The 15,576-nt window shown below is 72.5% G+C and carries 15 protein-coding genes and 2 pseudogenes; 7 read left to right on the top strand and 10 right to left on the bottom strand.

Translation table 11 applies throughout. The annotated features are described in order from the left end of the window. Positions 1–34: 34 nt before the first annotated feature. Positions 35–850 (bottom strand): dimethylargininase, encoded by an 816-nt coding sequence (gene ddaH, locus ACHFIV_RS24595; protein WP_398972953.1) that lies wholly within the window; start codon positions 848–850, stop codon positions 35–37. Positions 851–1,104: 254 nt separating this feature from the next. Here ddaH and ACHFIV_RS24590 point away from each other — a divergent pair. Beyond that, a pseudogene (locus ACHFIV_RS24590) lies at positions 1,105–1,317 on the top strand (TetR/AcrR family transcriptional regulator C-terminal ligand-binding domain-containing protein); the annotation flags it as partial. A 141-nt stretch (positions 1,318–1,458) separates the two neighbouring features. After that, on the top strand, positions 1,459–2,205 hold the full coding sequence (locus ACHFIV_RS24585) for a bifunctional DNA primase/polymerase (protein WP_398972950.1): 747 nt from the start codon (positions 1,459–1,461) through the stop codon (positions 2,203–2,205). A gap of 133 nt (positions 2,206–2,338) precedes the next feature. On the opposite strand, the gene ACHFIV_RS24580 is transcribed toward ACHFIV_RS24585, so the two are convergent. Both ACHFIV_RS24580 and ACHFIV_RS24575 read right to left on the bottom strand, forming a co-directional pair. Beyond that, complete coding sequence (locus tag ACHFIV_RS24580; protein ID WP_398972947.1) at positions 2,339–3,346, bottom strand: hypothetical protein; 1,008 nt, start codon at positions 3,344–3,346, stop codon at positions 2,339–2,341. After that, positions 3,258–3,479 (bottom strand): annotated as a pseudogene (locus ACHFIV_RS24575) (iron transporter); the annotation flags it as partial. The pseudogene ACHFIV_RS24575 and the gene ACHFIV_RS24580, both read right to left, overlap by 89 nt. 41 nt (positions 3,480–3,520) lie before the next feature. Here ACHFIV_RS24575 and ACHFIV_RS24570 point away from each other — a divergent pair. Beyond that, on the top strand, positions 3,521–4,192 hold the full coding sequence (locus ACHFIV_RS24570) for a PhzF family phenazine biosynthesis protein (protein WP_398972944.1): 672 nt from the start codon (positions 3,521–3,523) through the stop codon (positions 4,190–4,192). Positions 4,193–4,228: 36 nt separating this feature from the next. On the opposite strand, the gene ACHFIV_RS24565 is transcribed toward ACHFIV_RS24570, so the two are convergent. Together ACHFIV_RS24565 and map are read right to left on the bottom strand one after the other, a co-directional pair. Next, a complete protein-coding gene (locus ACHFIV_RS24565) occupies positions 4,229–4,894 on the bottom strand; it encodes a heme oxygenase (biliverdin-producing) (RefSeq protein WP_398972941.1) in 666 nt (221 codons plus the stop codon). A gap of 169 nt (positions 4,895–5,063) precedes the next feature. Next, positions 5,064–5,921 (bottom strand): type I methionyl aminopeptidase, encoded by an 858-nt coding sequence (map, locus tag ACHFIV_RS24560; protein WP_398972938.1) that lies wholly within the window; start codon positions 5,919–5,921, stop codon positions 5,064–5,066. A gap of 58 nt (positions 5,922–5,979) precedes the next feature. On the opposite strand from map, the gene ACHFIV_RS24555 reads away from it, so the two are divergent. After that, entirely contained in the window at positions 5,980–6,216 is a 237-nt protein-coding gene (locus tag ACHFIV_RS24555; RefSeq protein WP_398972935.1) for a hypothetical protein, read from the top strand. A 72-nt stretch (positions 6,217–6,288) separates the two neighbouring features. Here the strand turns inward: ACHFIV_RS24555 and ACHFIV_RS24550 are convergent, their stop codons facing one another. After that, a complete protein-coding gene (locus ACHFIV_RS24550) occupies positions 6,289–6,891 on the bottom strand; it encodes a hypothetical protein (RefSeq protein WP_398972933.1) in 603 nt (200 codons plus the stop codon). A gap of 153 nt (positions 6,892–7,044) precedes the next feature. Between ACHFIV_RS24550 and npdG the strand changes: the two genes are divergently transcribed. Together npdG and ACHFIV_RS24540 are read left to right on the top strand one after the other, a co-directional pair. Next, positions 7,045–7,755, top strand: a complete 711-nt coding sequence (gene npdG, locus ACHFIV_RS24545; protein ID WP_398972930.1) for an NADPH-dependent F420 reductase — start codon at positions 7,045–7,047, stop codon at positions 7,753–7,755. Between the two features lie 80 nt (positions 7,756–7,835). Then, positions 7,836–8,018 carry a hypothetical protein gene (locus ACHFIV_RS24540; protein WP_398972928.1) on the top strand — a complete coding sequence of 61 codons (183 nt, stop codon included), beginning with the start codon at positions 7,836–7,838 and terminating at the stop codon, positions 8,016–8,018. Between the two features lie 13 nt (positions 8,019–8,031). On the opposite strand, the gene ACHFIV_RS24535 is transcribed toward ACHFIV_RS24540, so the two are convergent. Next, the gene (locus ACHFIV_RS24535) at positions 8,032–8,844 is read right to left on the bottom strand and encodes a site-2 protease family protein (RefSeq protein WP_398972924.1); all 813 of its coding nucleotides are present in this window, start codon (positions 8,842–8,844) and stop codon (positions 8,032–8,034) included. A gap of 119 nt (positions 8,845–8,963) precedes the next feature. Between ACHFIV_RS24535 and ACHFIV_RS24530 the strand changes: the two genes are divergently transcribed. Continuing rightward, positions 8,964–12,269, top strand: a complete 3,306-nt coding sequence (locus ACHFIV_RS24530) for a BTAD domain-containing putative transcriptional regulator (protein ID WP_398972922.1) — start codon at positions 8,964–8,966, stop codon at positions 12,267–12,269. A 3-nt stretch (positions 12,270–12,272) separates the two neighbouring features. Here ACHFIV_RS24530 and ACHFIV_RS24525 read toward each other — a convergent pair whose 3' ends face one another. The 3 genes from ACHFIV_RS24525 to panB all read right to left on the bottom strand — a co-directional run bounded on the left by ACHFIV_RS24525 (position 12,273) and on the right by panB (position 15,192). Further along, positions 12,273–13,130 (bottom strand): ABC transporter permease, encoded by an 858-nt coding sequence (locus ACHFIV_RS24525; RefSeq protein ID WP_398972919.1) that lies wholly within the window; start codon positions 13,128–13,130, stop codon positions 12,273–12,275. Continuing rightward, entirely contained in the window at positions 13,127–14,143 is a 1,017-nt protein-coding gene (locus ACHFIV_RS24520) for an ATP-binding cassette domain-containing protein (protein ID WP_398973024.1), read from the bottom strand. The genes ACHFIV_RS24525 and ACHFIV_RS24520 overlap by 4 nt, the downstream gene beginning before the upstream one ends. A gap of 161 nt (positions 14,144–14,304) precedes the next feature. Continuing rightward, positions 14,305–15,192 carry a 3-methyl-2-oxobutanoate hydroxymethyltransferase gene (gene panB, locus ACHFIV_RS24515; protein WP_398972917.1) on the bottom strand — a complete coding sequence of 296 codons (888 nt, stop codon included), beginning with the start codon at positions 15,190–15,192 and terminating at the stop codon, positions 14,305–14,307. Positions 15,193–15,576 lie beyond the last annotated feature (384 nt).

Below are 15,576 nucleotides of genomic sequence, written 5' to 3'. Positions count from 1 at the left end.
GACGTGAGGCTCCCGGAGCGGGGTCCCGGCGGCTTCAGGCCCGCAGCTCCTGGGTGCAGCACTTCACGCTGCCGCCCCCCTTGAGCAGCTCGCCCAGATCCATGGGGACCGGGTCGAATCCCCGGTCGCGCAGGGGGTCGAAGAGACCCACGGCGGCCTGGGGGAGCAGGACGTGCCGTCCGTCACTGACCGCGTTGAGACCCAGCGAGGCGGCGTCCGCCTCCTCGGCCAGCAGCGCGTCCGGGAAGAGCCGGGCCAGCACGGACCGGCTGCCCGGAGAGAAGGCCCCGGGGTAGTACATGATCTCGTCGGCCGCGTCGTCGAGCACGCACAGCGCCGTGTCCAGGTGGTAGTAGCGCGGGTCCACCAGGTCCAGGCCGATCACCGGGCGCCCGAAGAACTCCTGGGCCTCGTCGTGGGAGAGCGGACTCGAACGGAAGCCCCGCCCCGCCAGCACGTAGGAGGCGGTCACGGCGAAGTCACCCTCGCCCTCGTTGACGTGGGCCGGCTCGTGGATCTCGGTGAAGCCGTTCGCGCGGAACCACTCCCGGTGCGCCTCGGCCTCCGCGTACCGCTCCCGGTAGGCGAACAGGGCGCCGAGCACCCGGCCGTCGATCACGGTGGCCCCGTTCGCGGCGAACACCATGTCCGGCAGATCGGGGCGGGGGGTGAGGAGTTCCACGGTGTGGCCGAGCGAGCGGTAGCGGTCGCGCAGGTCCTCCCACTGGGTCGTGGCCAGCGGCAGGTCCACGGGTTTGGACGGATCCATCCACGGGTTGATGGAGTACGTGACCTGGAAGTGGGCCGGGGCGCACATCAGGTAGCGACGAGGGGTGGCGTCACGGGTCAATGCAGGCTCCTCACGAACGGCGGCCGGGCCGCGGAACGGTGGGATGCGCACGGGGTGGGTGCGTGCCTTCATGGTGCGCCGGACCGGGCCGCCGCGCTGTGATCCGTTCGGGTGGTTCGCCCGTGACGGCGGGGCCATGGACGGGACGGCACGTTCCGGGCCGCGCGTGCTCAAGGTGGCCGGATGTCACCTCACCGGACACCCGGCTCCAGCCGCCCGAGCGACCCGGCGCCGGGGGCGTGATCCGCCCGCCTCTCCTCGACCCCCGGCTGCGGGTCGTATGTCACACGCCTGCGCGCGACGCAGGAGGCGGGAGAGGTACGCGCGGACGTCGATCCCCGCATCGCGCCGGAGCCATGATCGCCCCGCTCACCCACCGACGGCTGCTGAGAACGCTTCCGCTCGCCCGCACCCACGCGGACGCGGTCACCGGCCACGCCCTGCGCGGGCTCCTGATCCGGCCATGATCCGTACGCGCATTCCGTGACATTCCGTACGAGTGCGCCGGCCCGTGTGCGACGGCCCGGGCACCCCGCTTGGGAACTCCGGCCACCCGGGGAGCAGGATGGTGGGACGATGGAGAGGTAACCGCTGAGGTGAGGGGATAGATGGGCGCCGCCGATTCCGGCCGCTATCGCGGCACAGAGGGCAGGATTTCCCAGTGGCTGCGCAGGCGGCCGAAGACACAGCCGGAGGCCGACGACGCGGCGCGGCTGGAGCTGCTCCTGGCCGTCGCCGAGGCGGGGATGCCCATCTCACCCGCCGCGCATCCGTCCGGCTACCAGTGTTCGTGCGAACGGATCGGCTGCCCCACCCCGGCGAGGCATCCGCTCTCGTTCGCCTGGCAGACGCAGTCCACGACCGACCGTGCCCAGATCGAGCGCTGGGCGGCCAACCAGCCGCTGGCCAACTTCATCACGGCGACGGGCGCCATCCACGACGTCCTGGACGTCCCCCTCGCGGCAGGGCGCGCGGCCCTGGAGCGGCTGCTCGCGGCGGACATCGAGGTCGGGCCGGTGGCCCAGTCCGGCACCGACAGGATGCTCTTCTTCACCGCCACCCGCGGCACCCCTGAGGACGAGGACGAGTGGTGGCCGTGCGAGCTGGACTGCCACCCCGAGACCATGGACGAGCATCCGGGGCTCCGCTGGCACTGCCGCGGCAGCTACGTCCTCCTGCCGCCCGCACGCCTCCCGGGTGAGCTGGACGTGCACTGGATCCGGGGCCCGGAGAACCCGCTGCCCGACCCGCTGACCCTGCTCGAGACACTCACCGACGCCTGCGCGCAGTACGCGGACACCGCCGACGCGAACGACCTCGACCACGATGCGGTGGCCTGGCCGCTCAGCCGCTGAACGCCCGCGCGCTCCGGTGGCCCGTCCGCGCGTCCGCCGGACGCGCACCCCCGGGCGGGCCCAGCCGGCATCGGAAGGTCCCGCGCCGCCGTCGGACGGCCCGCGACGAGCGCCGCCGACCCGGCCGGGACGGTCAGGAGCCCTGGGCCGCGACCAGGCCGGGCAGCCGGTTCAGCACGCGCACCCTGCCCTCCGTCGCCTCCGCGCTCCCCGCGCCCTTCCTGGGTACGTAGACCAGCTGGCTCGACACCCGCTCCTTGGTGAGGGTGCTCTTCACCTCTCCGGTCAGCAGCGCCCGCACGTCCTTCGTGACCGTCGGCCGCAGACCCTTCGCCGCGGTCTGCCGCTCGAAGTGCCTGCTGCTGAAGAAGACCAGGGCCCCGCCGTCCTCCGTCGTCAGGCCCAGCGGCGCGAACGTCCCGGAGTCCAGCGCCTGGTCGACGTACTGGTAGGAGAAGCCCGCCCGGCGGGTGTTCTTCCTCGCCTCCCGCCAGCCCGAGGTCATCGTCCCCGGGGCGAAGACGTCCGGCGCGCCGTCCCTGAGGTAGTCCGTGTACGTGGTGCTCAGGTCCGCCGGCGGGGTGGCCAGCGTGGCGTCCGTGTCCTCGGAGGGCACGGGCCGCGCCCAGCCGTCGGCGTCCTTGCTGAACTTGGGCACCTCGGCGGAGGAGGCGACGGCCAGGTAGGAGACCTTCCACGGCGCGTCCGGACCGGTGCGGACGAACGTCAGCAGCCAGCGGGTGTCCTGCTTCCCGCTGTCCTGGTCGCGGTTGGAGTCGGTGTCCGCGAGGAACCAGCGCGGCCAGCCCGCCTTCTTGGGGATGGCGTAGGAGGCGTCGGTCAGCTCCAGTGGCACGTGCCGCGCGTTGCCCCCCGGGCTGATCTTCTGCCGCGCGACCAGGCCCGCCTGGTTGATCGCGCCGAGCGAACCGGTCACCCGGTCGGCGTCGAGCGCCGGATCGTACGCCTTGTCCGCCTTGTTGTACGCGACGGTGAAGTCCTCGAGGGCCTTCGCGGCCTCGGCCTCCGTCGCCCCCGGCACGACTTCCAGTTCACCGTGCACCGTCACGCAGCCGCTCGCCGTCACGACCAGTACCGTCGCCGTCGCGAGCCCCGCCGCCAGTCGACCCAGCCTTCTCATCCGTTGCCTTCTGCGCCTTCTGATCCGTCGTCCGCACTGACCGCCTGAACCCTACCGGGGCGAGGAACAGCGCGAGCGCGGGGATGAGATACAGCGCCCGCACCGTGACCTGAGGAACGGCCGGCACCGGCTTCCGTGCCGTCGCGGGGTCCCGCGCGGTGCTTGAATGCGCATGTGAACGACTTCGACGTACCCGAAGGCATCGACGTACTACGTGTGTTCTGCGGCCCGGACGGCCGCCACGGCAACGCGCTCGGCGTCGTGCGCGACGGGCGCAGGTATCCCGACAACGATTCCCGGCAGGCGCTCGCGCGGAAACTCGGCTTCAGCGAGACGGTGTTCGTGGACGACCCGGAGCGCGGGACCGTCGACATCCGCACACCCGGACAGCGGCTCCCGTTCGCGGGACACCCGCTCGTCGGCGCCGCCTGGCTGCTCGACCTGGAGGTGCTCGAGCTGCCCGTGGGGGATGTGACCGCACACCAGGACGGTGAGTTCACGTGGATCACGGCCCGCCCGGAATGGGCGCCGCCGAGGGCGCTGGAACGGTACGCGTCGGTCGCGGAGGTCGAGGCGCTGACGGGACCGCCGCCCGGCGAGGGCTGGCTCTACGTCTGGGCCTGGGAGGACGAGGCCGCCGGCCGGGTGCGGGCGCGGGCCTTCCCCCGGCGTGACGACGGCATCGACGAGGACGAGGCGACCGGCGCCGCGGCCATGCTGCTGAGCGCCGAGCTCGGCCGGGCCCTCAACATCACCCAGGGACGCGGCTCCCAGATCCTCACCGCGCCCGCCCCGGACGGCACGATGGAGGTGGGAGGGCGGGTCCGCCTGCTGGTCGCCTCCTGAACCGCCGGCCGCCGCCGCCTCGGTACGGCGGTCGTCCTACGCGCTGAGCGGGAAGGCCTCGCCGAGCTCACGGAAGACGGCGGTGTTCAGCGCGAAGGCGTGCTTGCACTCGTCGACGATGCGCTGCTTCTCCAGGTCGTCGGCGTCCACCGCGTCCAGCAGCTCCCGGTACTCCCGCTTGAAGGCGGCGGGGTTGGGGATCTGCTCGAACACGTAGAACCGCACCCCGTCCCCCTTGCGCTCGAAGCCCCAGGTCTTCTCCGCCGTGCCACGGATGATCTGGCCGCCCGAGAGATCGCCCAGGTAGCGGGTGTAGTGGTGCGCTATGTACCCGGCCGGCCACTCACGGGCACACTCGGCGACCCGCGCGGCGTACGCGGCGGTCGCGGGCAGCGGCTGAAGACCCTCGCGCCACCCCTCGCCCCGCAGATGGGTGAGGTCGCGCTCCAGCTCGGCCGTGCGCATGAGCTCCGCCTGGATGAAGGGCCCGGCGACAGGGTCCTCGCGCAGGGCGTGCGCGCCCTCCTCCAGCGCCCGGTAGACGAACCAGAGCTGCTCGGTGTACCGCGTGTACGCGTCGACCCCCAGCCGCCCGCCGAGCATGTCGCTCATGAAGGACGAGGACTCCGCCTCCGTGTGCTGCTCGTGCGAAGCGGTGCGGATCAGGGTCGAGAAGGGCGTGGTGGTGGCGGTCGAGTCCAAGGCGGGCCTCCGGGGACCGAGGGGGACGGGGAAGTCCGGACAGAAACGTGTCTACCGGCAGCAGCTGGACACGCCGCCGCGCACCGATACGCCGATCCTCCTGCTTAGGTATACCTAAGTCAACAGGTTCCCGACCATCTGTCGGTAAGGGTGCCCGTGGGGGCGTCCTTCACGGCAGTGTCAGGATGTCCGCGCCGGTTTCGGTCACCACCAGTGTGTGCTCGAACTGCGCGGTCCGCTTCCGGTCCTTCGTCACCACGGTCCAGCCGTCGTCCCACATGTCGTAGTCATGGGTCCCGAGCGTCAGCATCGGCTCGATGGTGAACGTCATCCCCGGCTGCATCACGGTCGTCGCCTGCGGGCTGTCGTAGTGCGGGATGATCAGGCCGGAGTGGAACGAGGAGTTGATCCCGTGCCCCGTGAAGTCCCGCACCACCCCGTAGCCGAACCGCTTCGCGTACGACTCGATGACGCGCCCGATCACGTTGATCTGCCGTCCGGGCCGCACCGCCTTGATGGCGCGGTTCAGTGACTCCCGGGTGCGCTCCACGAGGAGCCGGGACTCCTCGTCGACGTCGCCGCAGAGGTAGGTGGCGTTGTTGTCGCCGTGCACGCCGTCGATGTACGCCGTGACGTCGAGGTTCACGATGTCGCCGTCCCGCAGCACGGTCGAGTCCGGGATGCCGTGGCAGATGACCTCGTTCACCGAGGTGCAGAGCGACTTCGGGAAGCCCCGGTAGCCGAGGGTCGAGGGGTAGGCTCCGTGGTCCAGCATGAACTCGTGGGCGACCCTGTCGAGTTCGTCCGTGGTGACCCCCGGGGCGATGCGTTCGGCGGCCGCCTCCATCGCCCGGGCCGCGATGCGGCCCGCGATCCGCATGCGCTCCACGGTGTCGGAGTCCTGGACCTCCGGGCCGGTGTACGGCGTGGGAGCGGGCTTCCCCACGTACTCGGGGCGCCGGATCCTTCCGGGAACGGAACGGACGGGAGTGATCTCCCCTGGTGCGAGAAGCGACTGGCCAGACATGTCAGCGAGTCTAACCAGCGACCTCGGGGCACGATGGCAACGAGGAAAGGATCCCGCGATGGCCCTGTTCAAGAAACGCACGGTGGGCAAACCGGGCGAATGGTATTACTGCCTGGAGCACAGCTCGGTCGAGGAGGGCCCCGAGTGCCCCGGAAAGGACCGGTTCGGCCCGTACGCCACCCCGGGGGAGGCTCAGCGCGCGATGGACACGGCGCGTGAGCGGAACTCCGCGTGGGAGAACGACCCGAAGTGGCACGACCGCTCGGCCGGCGGGGCGGACGGGACGCCGGACTGACCGGCACCGCCGGCCGCCCGGCCCCCGCCCGCGCCCCTTGCCGCACGCCGGTGAGGGGCGCGGGCCGGCCTGTCACCAGCGGGCCGGCGGTGGGGCGGTCAGCTGGTCGGCCAGGCGGGAGAGGCGGTCGCGGAACGTGCGGCGGCCCCGGGAGGACGGGGCGACGTTCTCTCCCGCCGCCGCGCTGACCAGGTGCTGGACCGTGTCCAGGTCGACCTCGTCCTCGTCCGTGACCGTGAGCGCCTCGTGGGCGAGGCCCCGCACCTCCGGGTCGCCGCCGTCCAGGGTGAGCACGGTGGCTCCTGAGCGACGTGCGTCGTGCACGCGTTCGAGGAGGCCGCCGTCGGCCCGCCCGGGGGCGACCAGCAGCAGCGTCTCGCCGCGGCCGGCCGCCTCGATCCGGCCGAGTCCGACGGCGAGGTGCGCCGGATCGCCCGGCTCCACCCGGTGGCGTACGAGCGTGGGCCGGAGCTGCGGCAGGCCCGACCACGTCGACTCGTCCACCAGGTGGGCCGCCATGTGCCACGGCTCGTAGACCTCGGTCCCCACCAGCAGCAGTCCGCCGCCCTGCGGGACGACCGACGACCGCAGGGCCCGGGCGAACCCCCGGGCCGCCGCGGGCCACTCCGTCCCGGCGAGCACGTCACGCAGCAGGGCGACACGTACGGCATCCATGGCCCGGCATCATGCCCGTGCCCCGGGCCGTCCGGCGGCATGATCGCGGTAATCCACCCGGACGGGAGCCCCTTGCCCCTTCCGTCGTGACGTGGGTCCCGGAGCGACGAGGTGGGAGTCCCGCTTCCCCTACCTGGCAGTAGGGTCGGCGCCATGACTACGAATGACAGTGGAAGCGCCCCCAAGCCGCCCGCCAGGGACCCCTGGGACCTCCCCGACGTCTCCGGTCTGACCGTGGGCGTACTCGGCGGAACAGGCCCCCAGGGCCGCGGCCTCGCCTACCGCTTCGCCCGCGCCGGACAGAAGGTCGTCATCGGCTCGCGTGCCGCCGACCGCGCCGAGGCGGCCGCCGCCGAGCTCGGCCACGGCGTCCAGGGCGCGGACAACGCGGAGTGCGCGCGCCGCAGCGACGTCGTGATCGTCGCCGTGCCGTGGGACGGACACGCCAGGACGCTCGAGTCCCTGCGCGAGGAGCTCACCGGAAAGCTCGTCGTCGACTGCGTGAACCCGCTCGGCTTCGACAAGAAGGGCGCCTACGCCCTCAAGCCCGAGGAGGGCAGCGCCGCCGAGCAGGCCGCCGCCCTGCTGCCCGGCTCCCGGGTCACCGCCGCCTTCCACCACCTGTCGGCGGTGCTCCTCCAGGACGAGGGGATCGAGGAGATCGACACCGACGTCATGGTGCTGGGCGAGGCGCGCGCCGACACCGACATCGTGCAGGCGCTCGCGAGCCGCATCCCCGGCATGCGCGGCATCTTCGCCGGCCGGCTGCGCAACGCCCACCAGGTCGAGTCGCTGGTGGCGAACCTGATCTCCGTCAACCGCCGCTACAAGGCACACGCGGGGCTGCGTACCACCGACGTGTGAGCCCGTGCCCGGAGCCGAATCGGGCATGAGGGACACTGGACGGGAACGCGCACCGCCCCCGGACAGGAGCACACGCCCTCATGCCCCGCCTCGCCCTCTACGCCAGCATCGTCTTCGTCCTCGCCGTCGCCGCGGCCGTGGTCTCCTTCGTCCAGGGCAGCGTCCTGCTGGGCGTCGTGTGGATCCTGCTGGCCGGTCTCTCCTCCAACATGGCGTGGTTCTACCTCCGCAAGCGCAAGGCGGAGTCCGGCGCCACCGCCTGACGGCCGCCGCGCGTCAGCGGACCTGGGCGCAGCCCGGGTCCTGGTCGCCGAACCACTCCTGCCAGAAGCGGTAGCTGTCGAGCCCGCAGTACGTCTCCACCTCACTGACGCCCAGGCCGCGCAGCAGCGCGTCCACCGCGTCGAAGAAGACCCCGTTGACCTCCGGGATCCACAGGAGCGCGAAGACCGCGATCAGCCCGAACGGCGCGAACGGCTCGACCTGCCGCCGGATCCGGGACGAGAGCCACGGCTCGATCACGCCGTAGCCGTCGAGCCCCGGGACCGGTAGGGAGTTGAGGATCGCCGCCGTCACCTGGAGCAGGGCCAGGAACGCCAGCGCGAACCGGAACGACAGCGGGACGCCGTCGAGGGCGCCCAGCCAGAACGGCGCCGTGCAGACGACGGCGAACAGCACGTTCGTCAGAGGGCCGGCCGCCGAGATGAGGCTGTGCTTCCACCGCCCTCTGACGCGGCCCCGCTCGATGTAGACCGCCCCGCCCGGCAGACCGATGCCGCCCATGATCACGAACAGCACCGGAAGCACGATGCTCAGCAGGGCGTGGGTGTACTTGAGCGGGTTGAGGGTCAGATAGCCCTTCGCCCCGATCGAGATGTCGCCGCTGTGCAGAGCGGTGCGCGCGTGCGCGTACTCGTGCAGGCAGAGCGACACGATCCAGCCCGCGGTGACGAAGAGGAAGACCGCGAAGCCGGTCTGCTCCGCGAACTCCGTCCACACCGCCCAGCCCGAGACGGCCATGACGGCGGCGATGCCGAGGAAGACCGGGCTGACCCGCCGGTCGCTGGGACGACGGAACGCGGTGGTCATCGGCGGCACTCCCGGGGCTGGACGGCTCGTGGCCCCCGAGGGTACGGGTGGCACGGCGGGAACGTCCCACGAGAGGTGGTGGTTCCTCGCAGGAGGCAGCCGTCACGGACAATGGGCGCGTGCACTACGGCATCCTCGGTACCACCCGCGCCCTCCGCGCCGACGGAACGGCCGTCGCCCTCGGCGGAGCGCGGCTGCGCGCCCTGCTCACCGTGCTCGCCCTGCGCCCGGGCCGTACGGTCCCGGCCCGGGTGCTCGTCGACGAGGTCTGGGACGGTGGACCGCCCGCCGACGCCCTGGGCGCTCTGCAGGCACTCGTGGGCCGCCTCAGGCGCGCGCTGGGCCGGGACGCCGTCGCGTCGGACACGAACGGCTACCGGCTCGCCGCCGACCCGGACACCGTGGACCTGCACCGCTTCGAGCGGCTCGCGGGGGAGGGCCTCCGGGCCCTCGACGAGGGCGACGCGGTGCGGGCGGCCACCCTCCTCGACGACGCGCTCGCCCTGTGGCGCGGACCCGCGCTCGCCGACCTGCCCGACCGCGCCGTGGCCGCGGCCCGCCTGGAGGACAGGCGCCTCGACGTCCGCCGCGCCCGGATCGAGGCCGTCCTCGCGCAGGGCCGCGCCGTCCACGCCCTGCCCGAACTCGCCGGACTCTGCGCCGGCCACCCGCTGGACGAACACCTGCAGGCCCTCCGCATCAGGGCGCTGCGGGACGCCGGACGCACCGCGCAGGCCCTCGCCGCGTACGAAGAGGTGCGCGGCCTGCTCGCCGAACGGCTGGGGACCGACCCGGGACCCGTGCTGCGCGGTCTGTACGAGGCACTCCTGCACCAGGACCCGCCCGCCGAGCCCCCCGCTCCCACGCCCCTGCCCGCACGGCCGGGCAATCTGCGGGCCCGGCTCACCAGCTTCGTCGGACGGGAGGCGGACATCGCGGATCTGCGCGCCGACCTGGACCGGGCCCGGCTGGTCACCCTCCTCGGCCCCGGCGGCGCGGGCAAGACCAGGCTGTCGCAGGAGGCGGCCGAGTCCGCCGGCCCGGCCGTCTGGCCGGACGGCGTATGGCTGGCCGAGCTCGCTCCGGTCGACGATCCGGACGCGGTGCCGGAGGCCGTCCTCACCGCGCTCGGCGGTCGTGAGACCGTGCTGCGCGGAGCGGGCGCCGAGGAGCTCAGGGCCGCGGAACGGAGTGCGGGCGAGCCGCTCGCCCGGCTCACCGAACACTGCTCCGGGCGGCGGATGCTCCTGCTCCTGGACAACTGCGAACACGTCGTCGAGGCAGCCGCGGCCCTCGTCGACCACCTGCTGACCCGTTGCCCCGGGCTCACCGTCCTCGCGACCAGCCGGGAGCCCCTCGGCGTACCGGGCGAGTTCGTCCGGCCGGTCGACCCGCTGCCCGACGCGATGGCCCTGCGTCTGCTCGCCGAGCGCGGCGCCGCCGCGCTGGCCGGCTTCCGGGTCGACCCGGACGAGGGGACGGCGACGGCCTGCGCGGAGATCTGCCACCGCCTCGACGGGCTCCCGCTCGCCATCGAACTGGCCGCCGCCCGGCTGCGGATGCTCACCCCCCGCCAGATCGCCGACCGTCTCGACGACCGCTTCCGCCTGCTGACCGGCGGCAGCCGCACCGTGCTGCCGCGCCAGCAGACCCTGCGGGCGGTCGTCGACTGGTCCTGGGACCTCCTGAACGAGGACGAACGCACCACCCTGCGGCGGCTCTCGGTCTTCTCGGGCGGCTGCACACTCGCCGCCGCCGAAGCGGTCTGCGCGCAACGGCCGCAGGACGCCCGCGACGTCGCCGCGGTGCTCGGCTCGCTCGTCGACAAGTCCCTCGTCGTCGCCGCTCCCGCCGCCGACGGGGGGATGCGCTACCGCCTCCTGGAGACCGTCGGCGAGTACGCCGCCGAACGGCTCGACGAGGCGGGGGAGCGGCCCGTCGTCGAACGGCAGCACCTCGTGTTCTACCGGGAACTGGCCCGTACCACCGACCCCGCGCTCCGTGGCGCCGGACAGCTCGCCGCCCTCGAACTGCTCCAGCGGGAGTACGAGAACCTGCGCACCGCCCTGCGGCACGCCGTGGCCGCTCGTGACGAGCAGGAGTCGCTCTGCATCGTGCTCTCGCTCGCCTGGTACTGGCAGATGCGTGATCTGCGCGGCGACGCCCTGCAGTGGGCCGACGCCGTCGCCGCGCTCGGCCCCGACCCGTTCGCCGTGCCCGGTGCCACCGCGCCCTCCCTCACCGAACGCTGCACCGACGCGCCGCCGCCCATGGGTCCCGAACTGCTGCAGGAGGCGCGGCGGCAGGTGGCGCTGATCCGGATGGCGACCACGGACCACGGGATCGGCGTCCGGACCGACGAGGCCGGCATGGAGCGCCTGCGGACCATCGCCTCCACCTACCGCCCCGGCCAGCCGCAGACCTGCCGCAGCCCGGGCGCGCTCTGGTTCTTCGCCGTCGTGCTCACCGGGGACTTCTCCCTCCTGCGCCAGGTGCTGGACGAGACGGTCCGCGCCTCGCGGGACCTCGGGTACGACTGGGAGCTGGCCGGCGCGCTCCAGATGCGCGCCAACGTGCTGGCCAACCGGCCCGACTGGGCCGGCGAGGCCCTCGCGGACGCCGACGAGAGCCTGGAGATCTTCCGCCGCCTGGGTGACGACTGGGGCGCTGCGGAGGCGCTCTCCTCGCGCGGCGAGGCCAGTGAGAGGACGGGTGACCACACCCGGGCGGCCGAGGACTACCAGGCCGCGATCGGCTACGCCGAGAAACTGGGCGCCAGGGCCCAGGTGCTGGTGCTCCGCACCCGGTACGCCTCGGCACTGACCGAGCTCGGCCGCGGCGCGGAGGGCGAGGCGATCCTGCGGAGGGTGCTCACCGAGGGACGGCACGCGGGGCACGAGGCGACGGCTTTCGCCCGGTTCTTCCTGGCCATGTGGCTGGGCATGTCCGGCCGGACCGTCGAGTCCCGCGAGCAGCTCGACCTGCTGCGCGACGACTTCGGGGCAGCGTCCATGGGCGTCTTCGAGGCCTTCGTGCTGGGGGGCACGGCATGGCTGGACAGCCAGGAAGGGCGGTACGCGGACTCCCTGGCCCGGAGCCGTCAGGCGCTGGCGCGGGCCGACGACCGGCTGTCCGAGATGGTGGCGCCGCAGATGCGCGTGATCCACCTGGTCACCGTGGCACGGGCGCTGGCCGGGCTCGGCGGGGAGCGCCGGGCCGCCCTCGCGGCGCGGCTGCTGGCCGCCGGGCAGGCGCTGCTGCCGCACGGGCACGTGCCGACGTCGATGGAGCGGGACAACTACGCCGCTGCCGAGGAGCTGGCCCGCGGGGTGCTCGGGGACGCCGCCTACGAGGCCGCGTACGCCGAGGGCGGCGGCCTCTCCCGGGAGGAGGCCACCGCCCTCGTCGACGCGTACGCGGAGTAGGCGTCAGGACGCCTTGCGGAACTTGGACACCGCGAGCGGGGCCATCACGGCGGTGATGGCCACGGTCCAGCCGAGCGTCACCCAGACCGAGTGGGCGAGCGGGCCGCCCATCATGAGGGCGCGGGCCGCGTCGGCCAGGTTGGACAGCGGGTTGTAGTCGGTGAAGGTCTGGAGCCATCCGGGCATGGTCCGGGTCGGCGCGAAGATGGACGAACCGAACTGGAGCGGCATCAGCACGAGCATCCCCATGCCCTGCACGGCCTGTGCCGTCTTCATGGTCAGTCCGAGCAGGATGAAGATCCACATGATCGCGGCGCCGAACGCGGCCGACAGGACGATCGCCCCGATCAGCCCGAGAACGGACTCCTGGAGCTCCATGCCGAGCGCGAAGCCCATGCCCAGCAGGATCAGCGTTGCCACCATCATCCGGCCGAGCTCGACCACGATCTTCGCGATGAGCACCGAGGAGCGGGCGATCGGCATCGTGCGGAACCGGTCCATGACCCCCTTGCGGAAGTCGTCGTTGACACCGGAGCCGACCGCCATGGCGATGTTCATGCCCATCATCGCCATCAGACCGGGGATCAGGTAGTTGAGGTACTCCTGCCTGCCGCCGCCCATGCTGCCGCCGACCGAGCCGCCGAAGACGTACACGAACAGCAGAGTGAAGATGACCGGCATCAGGAGCGCGTCGAACATCGACTCCGGATCCTTCTTGATCTGGAGCAGGTTGCGCCGCACCAGCGCCCCGATGTGGCGCAGATTGCTCCGCAGCCCGATCCGGCCCTCGTCATGCGGCTTCGTGGCCGGCGCGGACGTGGGCGCGTCCGCGGGGGCGGGCGTCAAAGTCGTCGTGCTCATGCCGCGACCTCCTGGGGAGTCGTGTCGGTGACGGTGGCCTTGTCGCCCGTGATGGCCAGGAACACCTCGTCCAGGCTGGGCAGCGCGGTGGAGACGTGGGCGAGCGAGAAGCCCCGGACACCGAGCAGACCGATGACGGCCGTCAGCTGCTCGTCGCTGAGGATCGGTACGTAGAGCAGACCCTCGTCCGGGACCGCCTGGGCGCCCGCGACGCCGTCGAGACCGGCCTCCCGCAGCGCCTGCGCCATCGCGGCCAGTTCGGCCGGGTCGGAGGGACGGATCTGCAGGGTGCGGCCGCCGACCCTCGCCTTGAGCTCGTCGACGCCGCCGCGCGCGATGATCCTGCCGTGGTCGATGACGGTGAGCTCACTGGCGAGCTGCTCCGCCTCCTCCATGTACTGGGTGGTGAGCAGCACGGTCGCCCCCTCCGCGACCATCCGCTGCACCTCGTCCCAGACCTCGTTGCGGGTACGGGGGTCGAGCCCCGTCGTCGGCTCGTCCAGGTAGAGGACGGCCGGGCTCCCGATCATGGACGCGGCCAGGTCCAGCCGGCGCCGCATACCGCCCGAGTAGTCCATCGCGGCCTTCCTCGCCGCGTCGGTGAGCGAGAAGCGCTCCAGCAGCTCGTCGGCGCGCGACCGGGCCTTCTTGCGGGACAGATCGAGCAGCCGCCCGATCATGTAGAGGTTCTCCCAGCCGGACAGCTTCTCGTCGACCGAGGCGTACTGCCCGGTCAGGCCTATGGTGCGGCGCAGCTGGCGGGGCTGCCGCACCACGTCGTAGCCCGCCACGACCGCGTGTCCGGCGTCGGGCAGGATCAGCGTGGAGAGGCAGCGTACGAGGGTGGTCTTGCCGGCGCCGTTGGGACCCAGCACGCCGAGGACGGTGCCCTCGCGCACGTCGAGGTCCACACCGTCCAGTGCCCTGGTCGCGCCGTAGTGCTTGACCAGCCCCCGTACCTCGACGGCGTTCGCGCCGCTTCTGAGGTTCTTGTTCTGCTTCATGGCGACCATCAGACCAGCCGCCACCGACAAGTCACCGACATGTCGCTGACGGCGGGACGACGACCGGGCGCGGACAGGGACGGGCCGCGGCTCAGGGCGGTGACGGGCGACAGCCCGCCGATGGGGGAAGTCGGCGGGCTGTCGGTGGTGCGGCAGTGGTCAGCAGGGCGTCAGTGGAACGTGTGCTCCGCCGCGGGGAACGTGCCGCCGACGACCTCTTCGGCGTACTCCTTGGCGGCGTCGGCGAGCACCTGACGCATGTTCGCGTACTGCTTCGTGAAGCGCGGCACCTTGCCGCCGGTCAGCCCGACCATGTCGGTGTAGACCAGCACCTGCGCGTCCGTGTCGGGCCCGGCGCCGATGCCGACGGTGGGGATGTGCAGGGAGCGGGTCACCTCGGCCGCCAGTTCGGCCGGCACCAGCTCCAGGACCACGGCGAACGCGCCCGCGTCCTGCACCGCCTTCGCGTCGCGCAGCAGCTGCTGCGCCGCCTCCTCGCCCCGACCCTGGACCCGGTAGCCCATGGCGTTGACGGACTGCGGGGTCAGGCCGATGTGGCCCATGACCGGGATCCCGGCCTCGACCAGGAGCCGGATCTGCTCGTGGGAGCGCTCGCCGCCCTCCAGCTTGACCGCGCCCACACCGGCGTCCTTGATGAGCCGGGTGGCGTTGCGCAGGGCCTGGACCGGGCCCTCCTGGTACGCGCCGAAGGGCAGGTCGGCCACGATGAGGGCGCGCTTGGTGCCCCGGACGACGGCTGCCGAGAGGATGGCCATCTCGTCCATGGTCACGGGCACCGTCGTCTCGTAGCCGAGGTGGCAGTTGCCCATCGAGTCGCCGACCAGCATGACCGGGATGCCGGCCTCGTCGAAGACGGACGCGGTCATCGCGTCGTAGGCGGTGAGCATGGGCCACTTCTCGCCGCGCTCGCTGGCGGCGGCGATGTCGTGGACGGTGATGCGGCGGGTGCTCCGGCCTCCGTACAGGGCCTTGCCGGCACCGGGAGCGGGACCCGCGGGGGGTGTGGCGGACTGGTTCTGCGCAGCCTGAAGCGACATGGCCAACGGCTCCTTCGTCATCTCGAGGCGCCCTGACGGCGTCCCCGGATCCCTTCCATGGTGGCATCCCGCAGGCGTTCCCGGGAAGTGGGCCCACCGCGCCGTCCGAGCCGTCCACCGGCCCGACCCGCCCCGGCGGAGCACCCGCCCACCACGCCGTCCCGTGTCCTGCGCCACCGGCTGGCGCCGCTTTCACCGGAACCGCAGGTCACAGACCTGGAACCGGCGGACGCCCGTGTGTGATCGTTCTGTCACAAGCGCCCCGACCGGGGCCGTGACCGGAACCCGCCACGCCCTGCCGGTCGTCCTGATGGCAGTAGGGCCGTCGTCGACGGCGGGAACGGCGTCACCCATCGCCTAGGGTCGGGAGGCGCGGTGATGTGT

Source organism: Streptomyces sp. ALB3 (assembly GCF_044385685.1).
Classification (GTDB): Bacteria; Actinomycetota; Actinomycetes; order Streptomycetales; family Streptomycetaceae; genus Streptomyces.
Note: the sequence above shows the minus strand (reverse complement) of the source record. Positions and strands in the feature narration are given on the sequence as shown.

Bases quoted from the DNA above. Each gene is read 5' to 3' on its own strand.
- ACHFIV_RS24585 (WP_398972950.1), top strand. From the start codon at position 1,459: ATGGGCGCCGCCGATTCCGGCCGCTATCGCGGCACAGAGGGCAGGATT.
- ACHFIV_RS24580 (WP_398972947.1), bottom strand. From the start codon at position 3,346: ATGAGAAGGCTGGGTCGACTGGCGGCGGGGCTCGCGACGGCGACGGTA.
- map (WP_398972938.1), bottom strand. From the start codon at position 5,921: ATGTCTGGCCAGTCGCTTCTCGCACCAGGGGAGATCACTCCCGTCCGT.
- ACHFIV_RS24555 (WP_398972935.1), top strand. From the start codon at position 5,980: ATGGCCCTGTTCAAGAAACGCACGGTGGGCAAACCGGGCGAATGGTAT.
- ACHFIV_RS24550 (WP_398972933.1), bottom strand. From the start codon at position 6,891: ATGGATGCCGTACGTGTCGCCCTGCTGCGTGACGTGCTCGCCGGGACG.
- npdG (WP_398972930.1), top strand. From the start codon at position 7,045: ATGACTACGAATGACAGTGGAAGCGCCCCCAAGCCGCCCGCCAGGGAC.
- ACHFIV_RS24540 (WP_398972928.1), top strand. From the start codon at position 7,836: ATGCCCCGCCTCGCCCTCTACGCCAGCATCGTCTTCGTCCTCGCCGTC.
- ACHFIV_RS24535 (WP_398972924.1), bottom strand. From the start codon at position 8,844: ATGACCACCGCGTTCCGTCGTCCCAGCGACCGGCGGGTCAGCCCGGTC.
- ACHFIV_RS24525 (WP_398972919.1), bottom strand. From the start codon at position 13,130: ATGAGCACGACGACTTTGACGCCCGCCCCCGCGGACGCGCCCACGTCC.
- ACHFIV_RS24520 (WP_398973024.1), bottom strand. From the start codon at position 14,143: ATGGTCGCCATGAAGCAGAACAAGAACCTCAGAAGCGGCGCGAACGCC.
- panB (WP_398972917.1), bottom strand. From the start codon at position 15,192: ATGTCGCTTCAGGCTGCGCAGAACCAGTCCGCCACACCCCCCGCGGGT.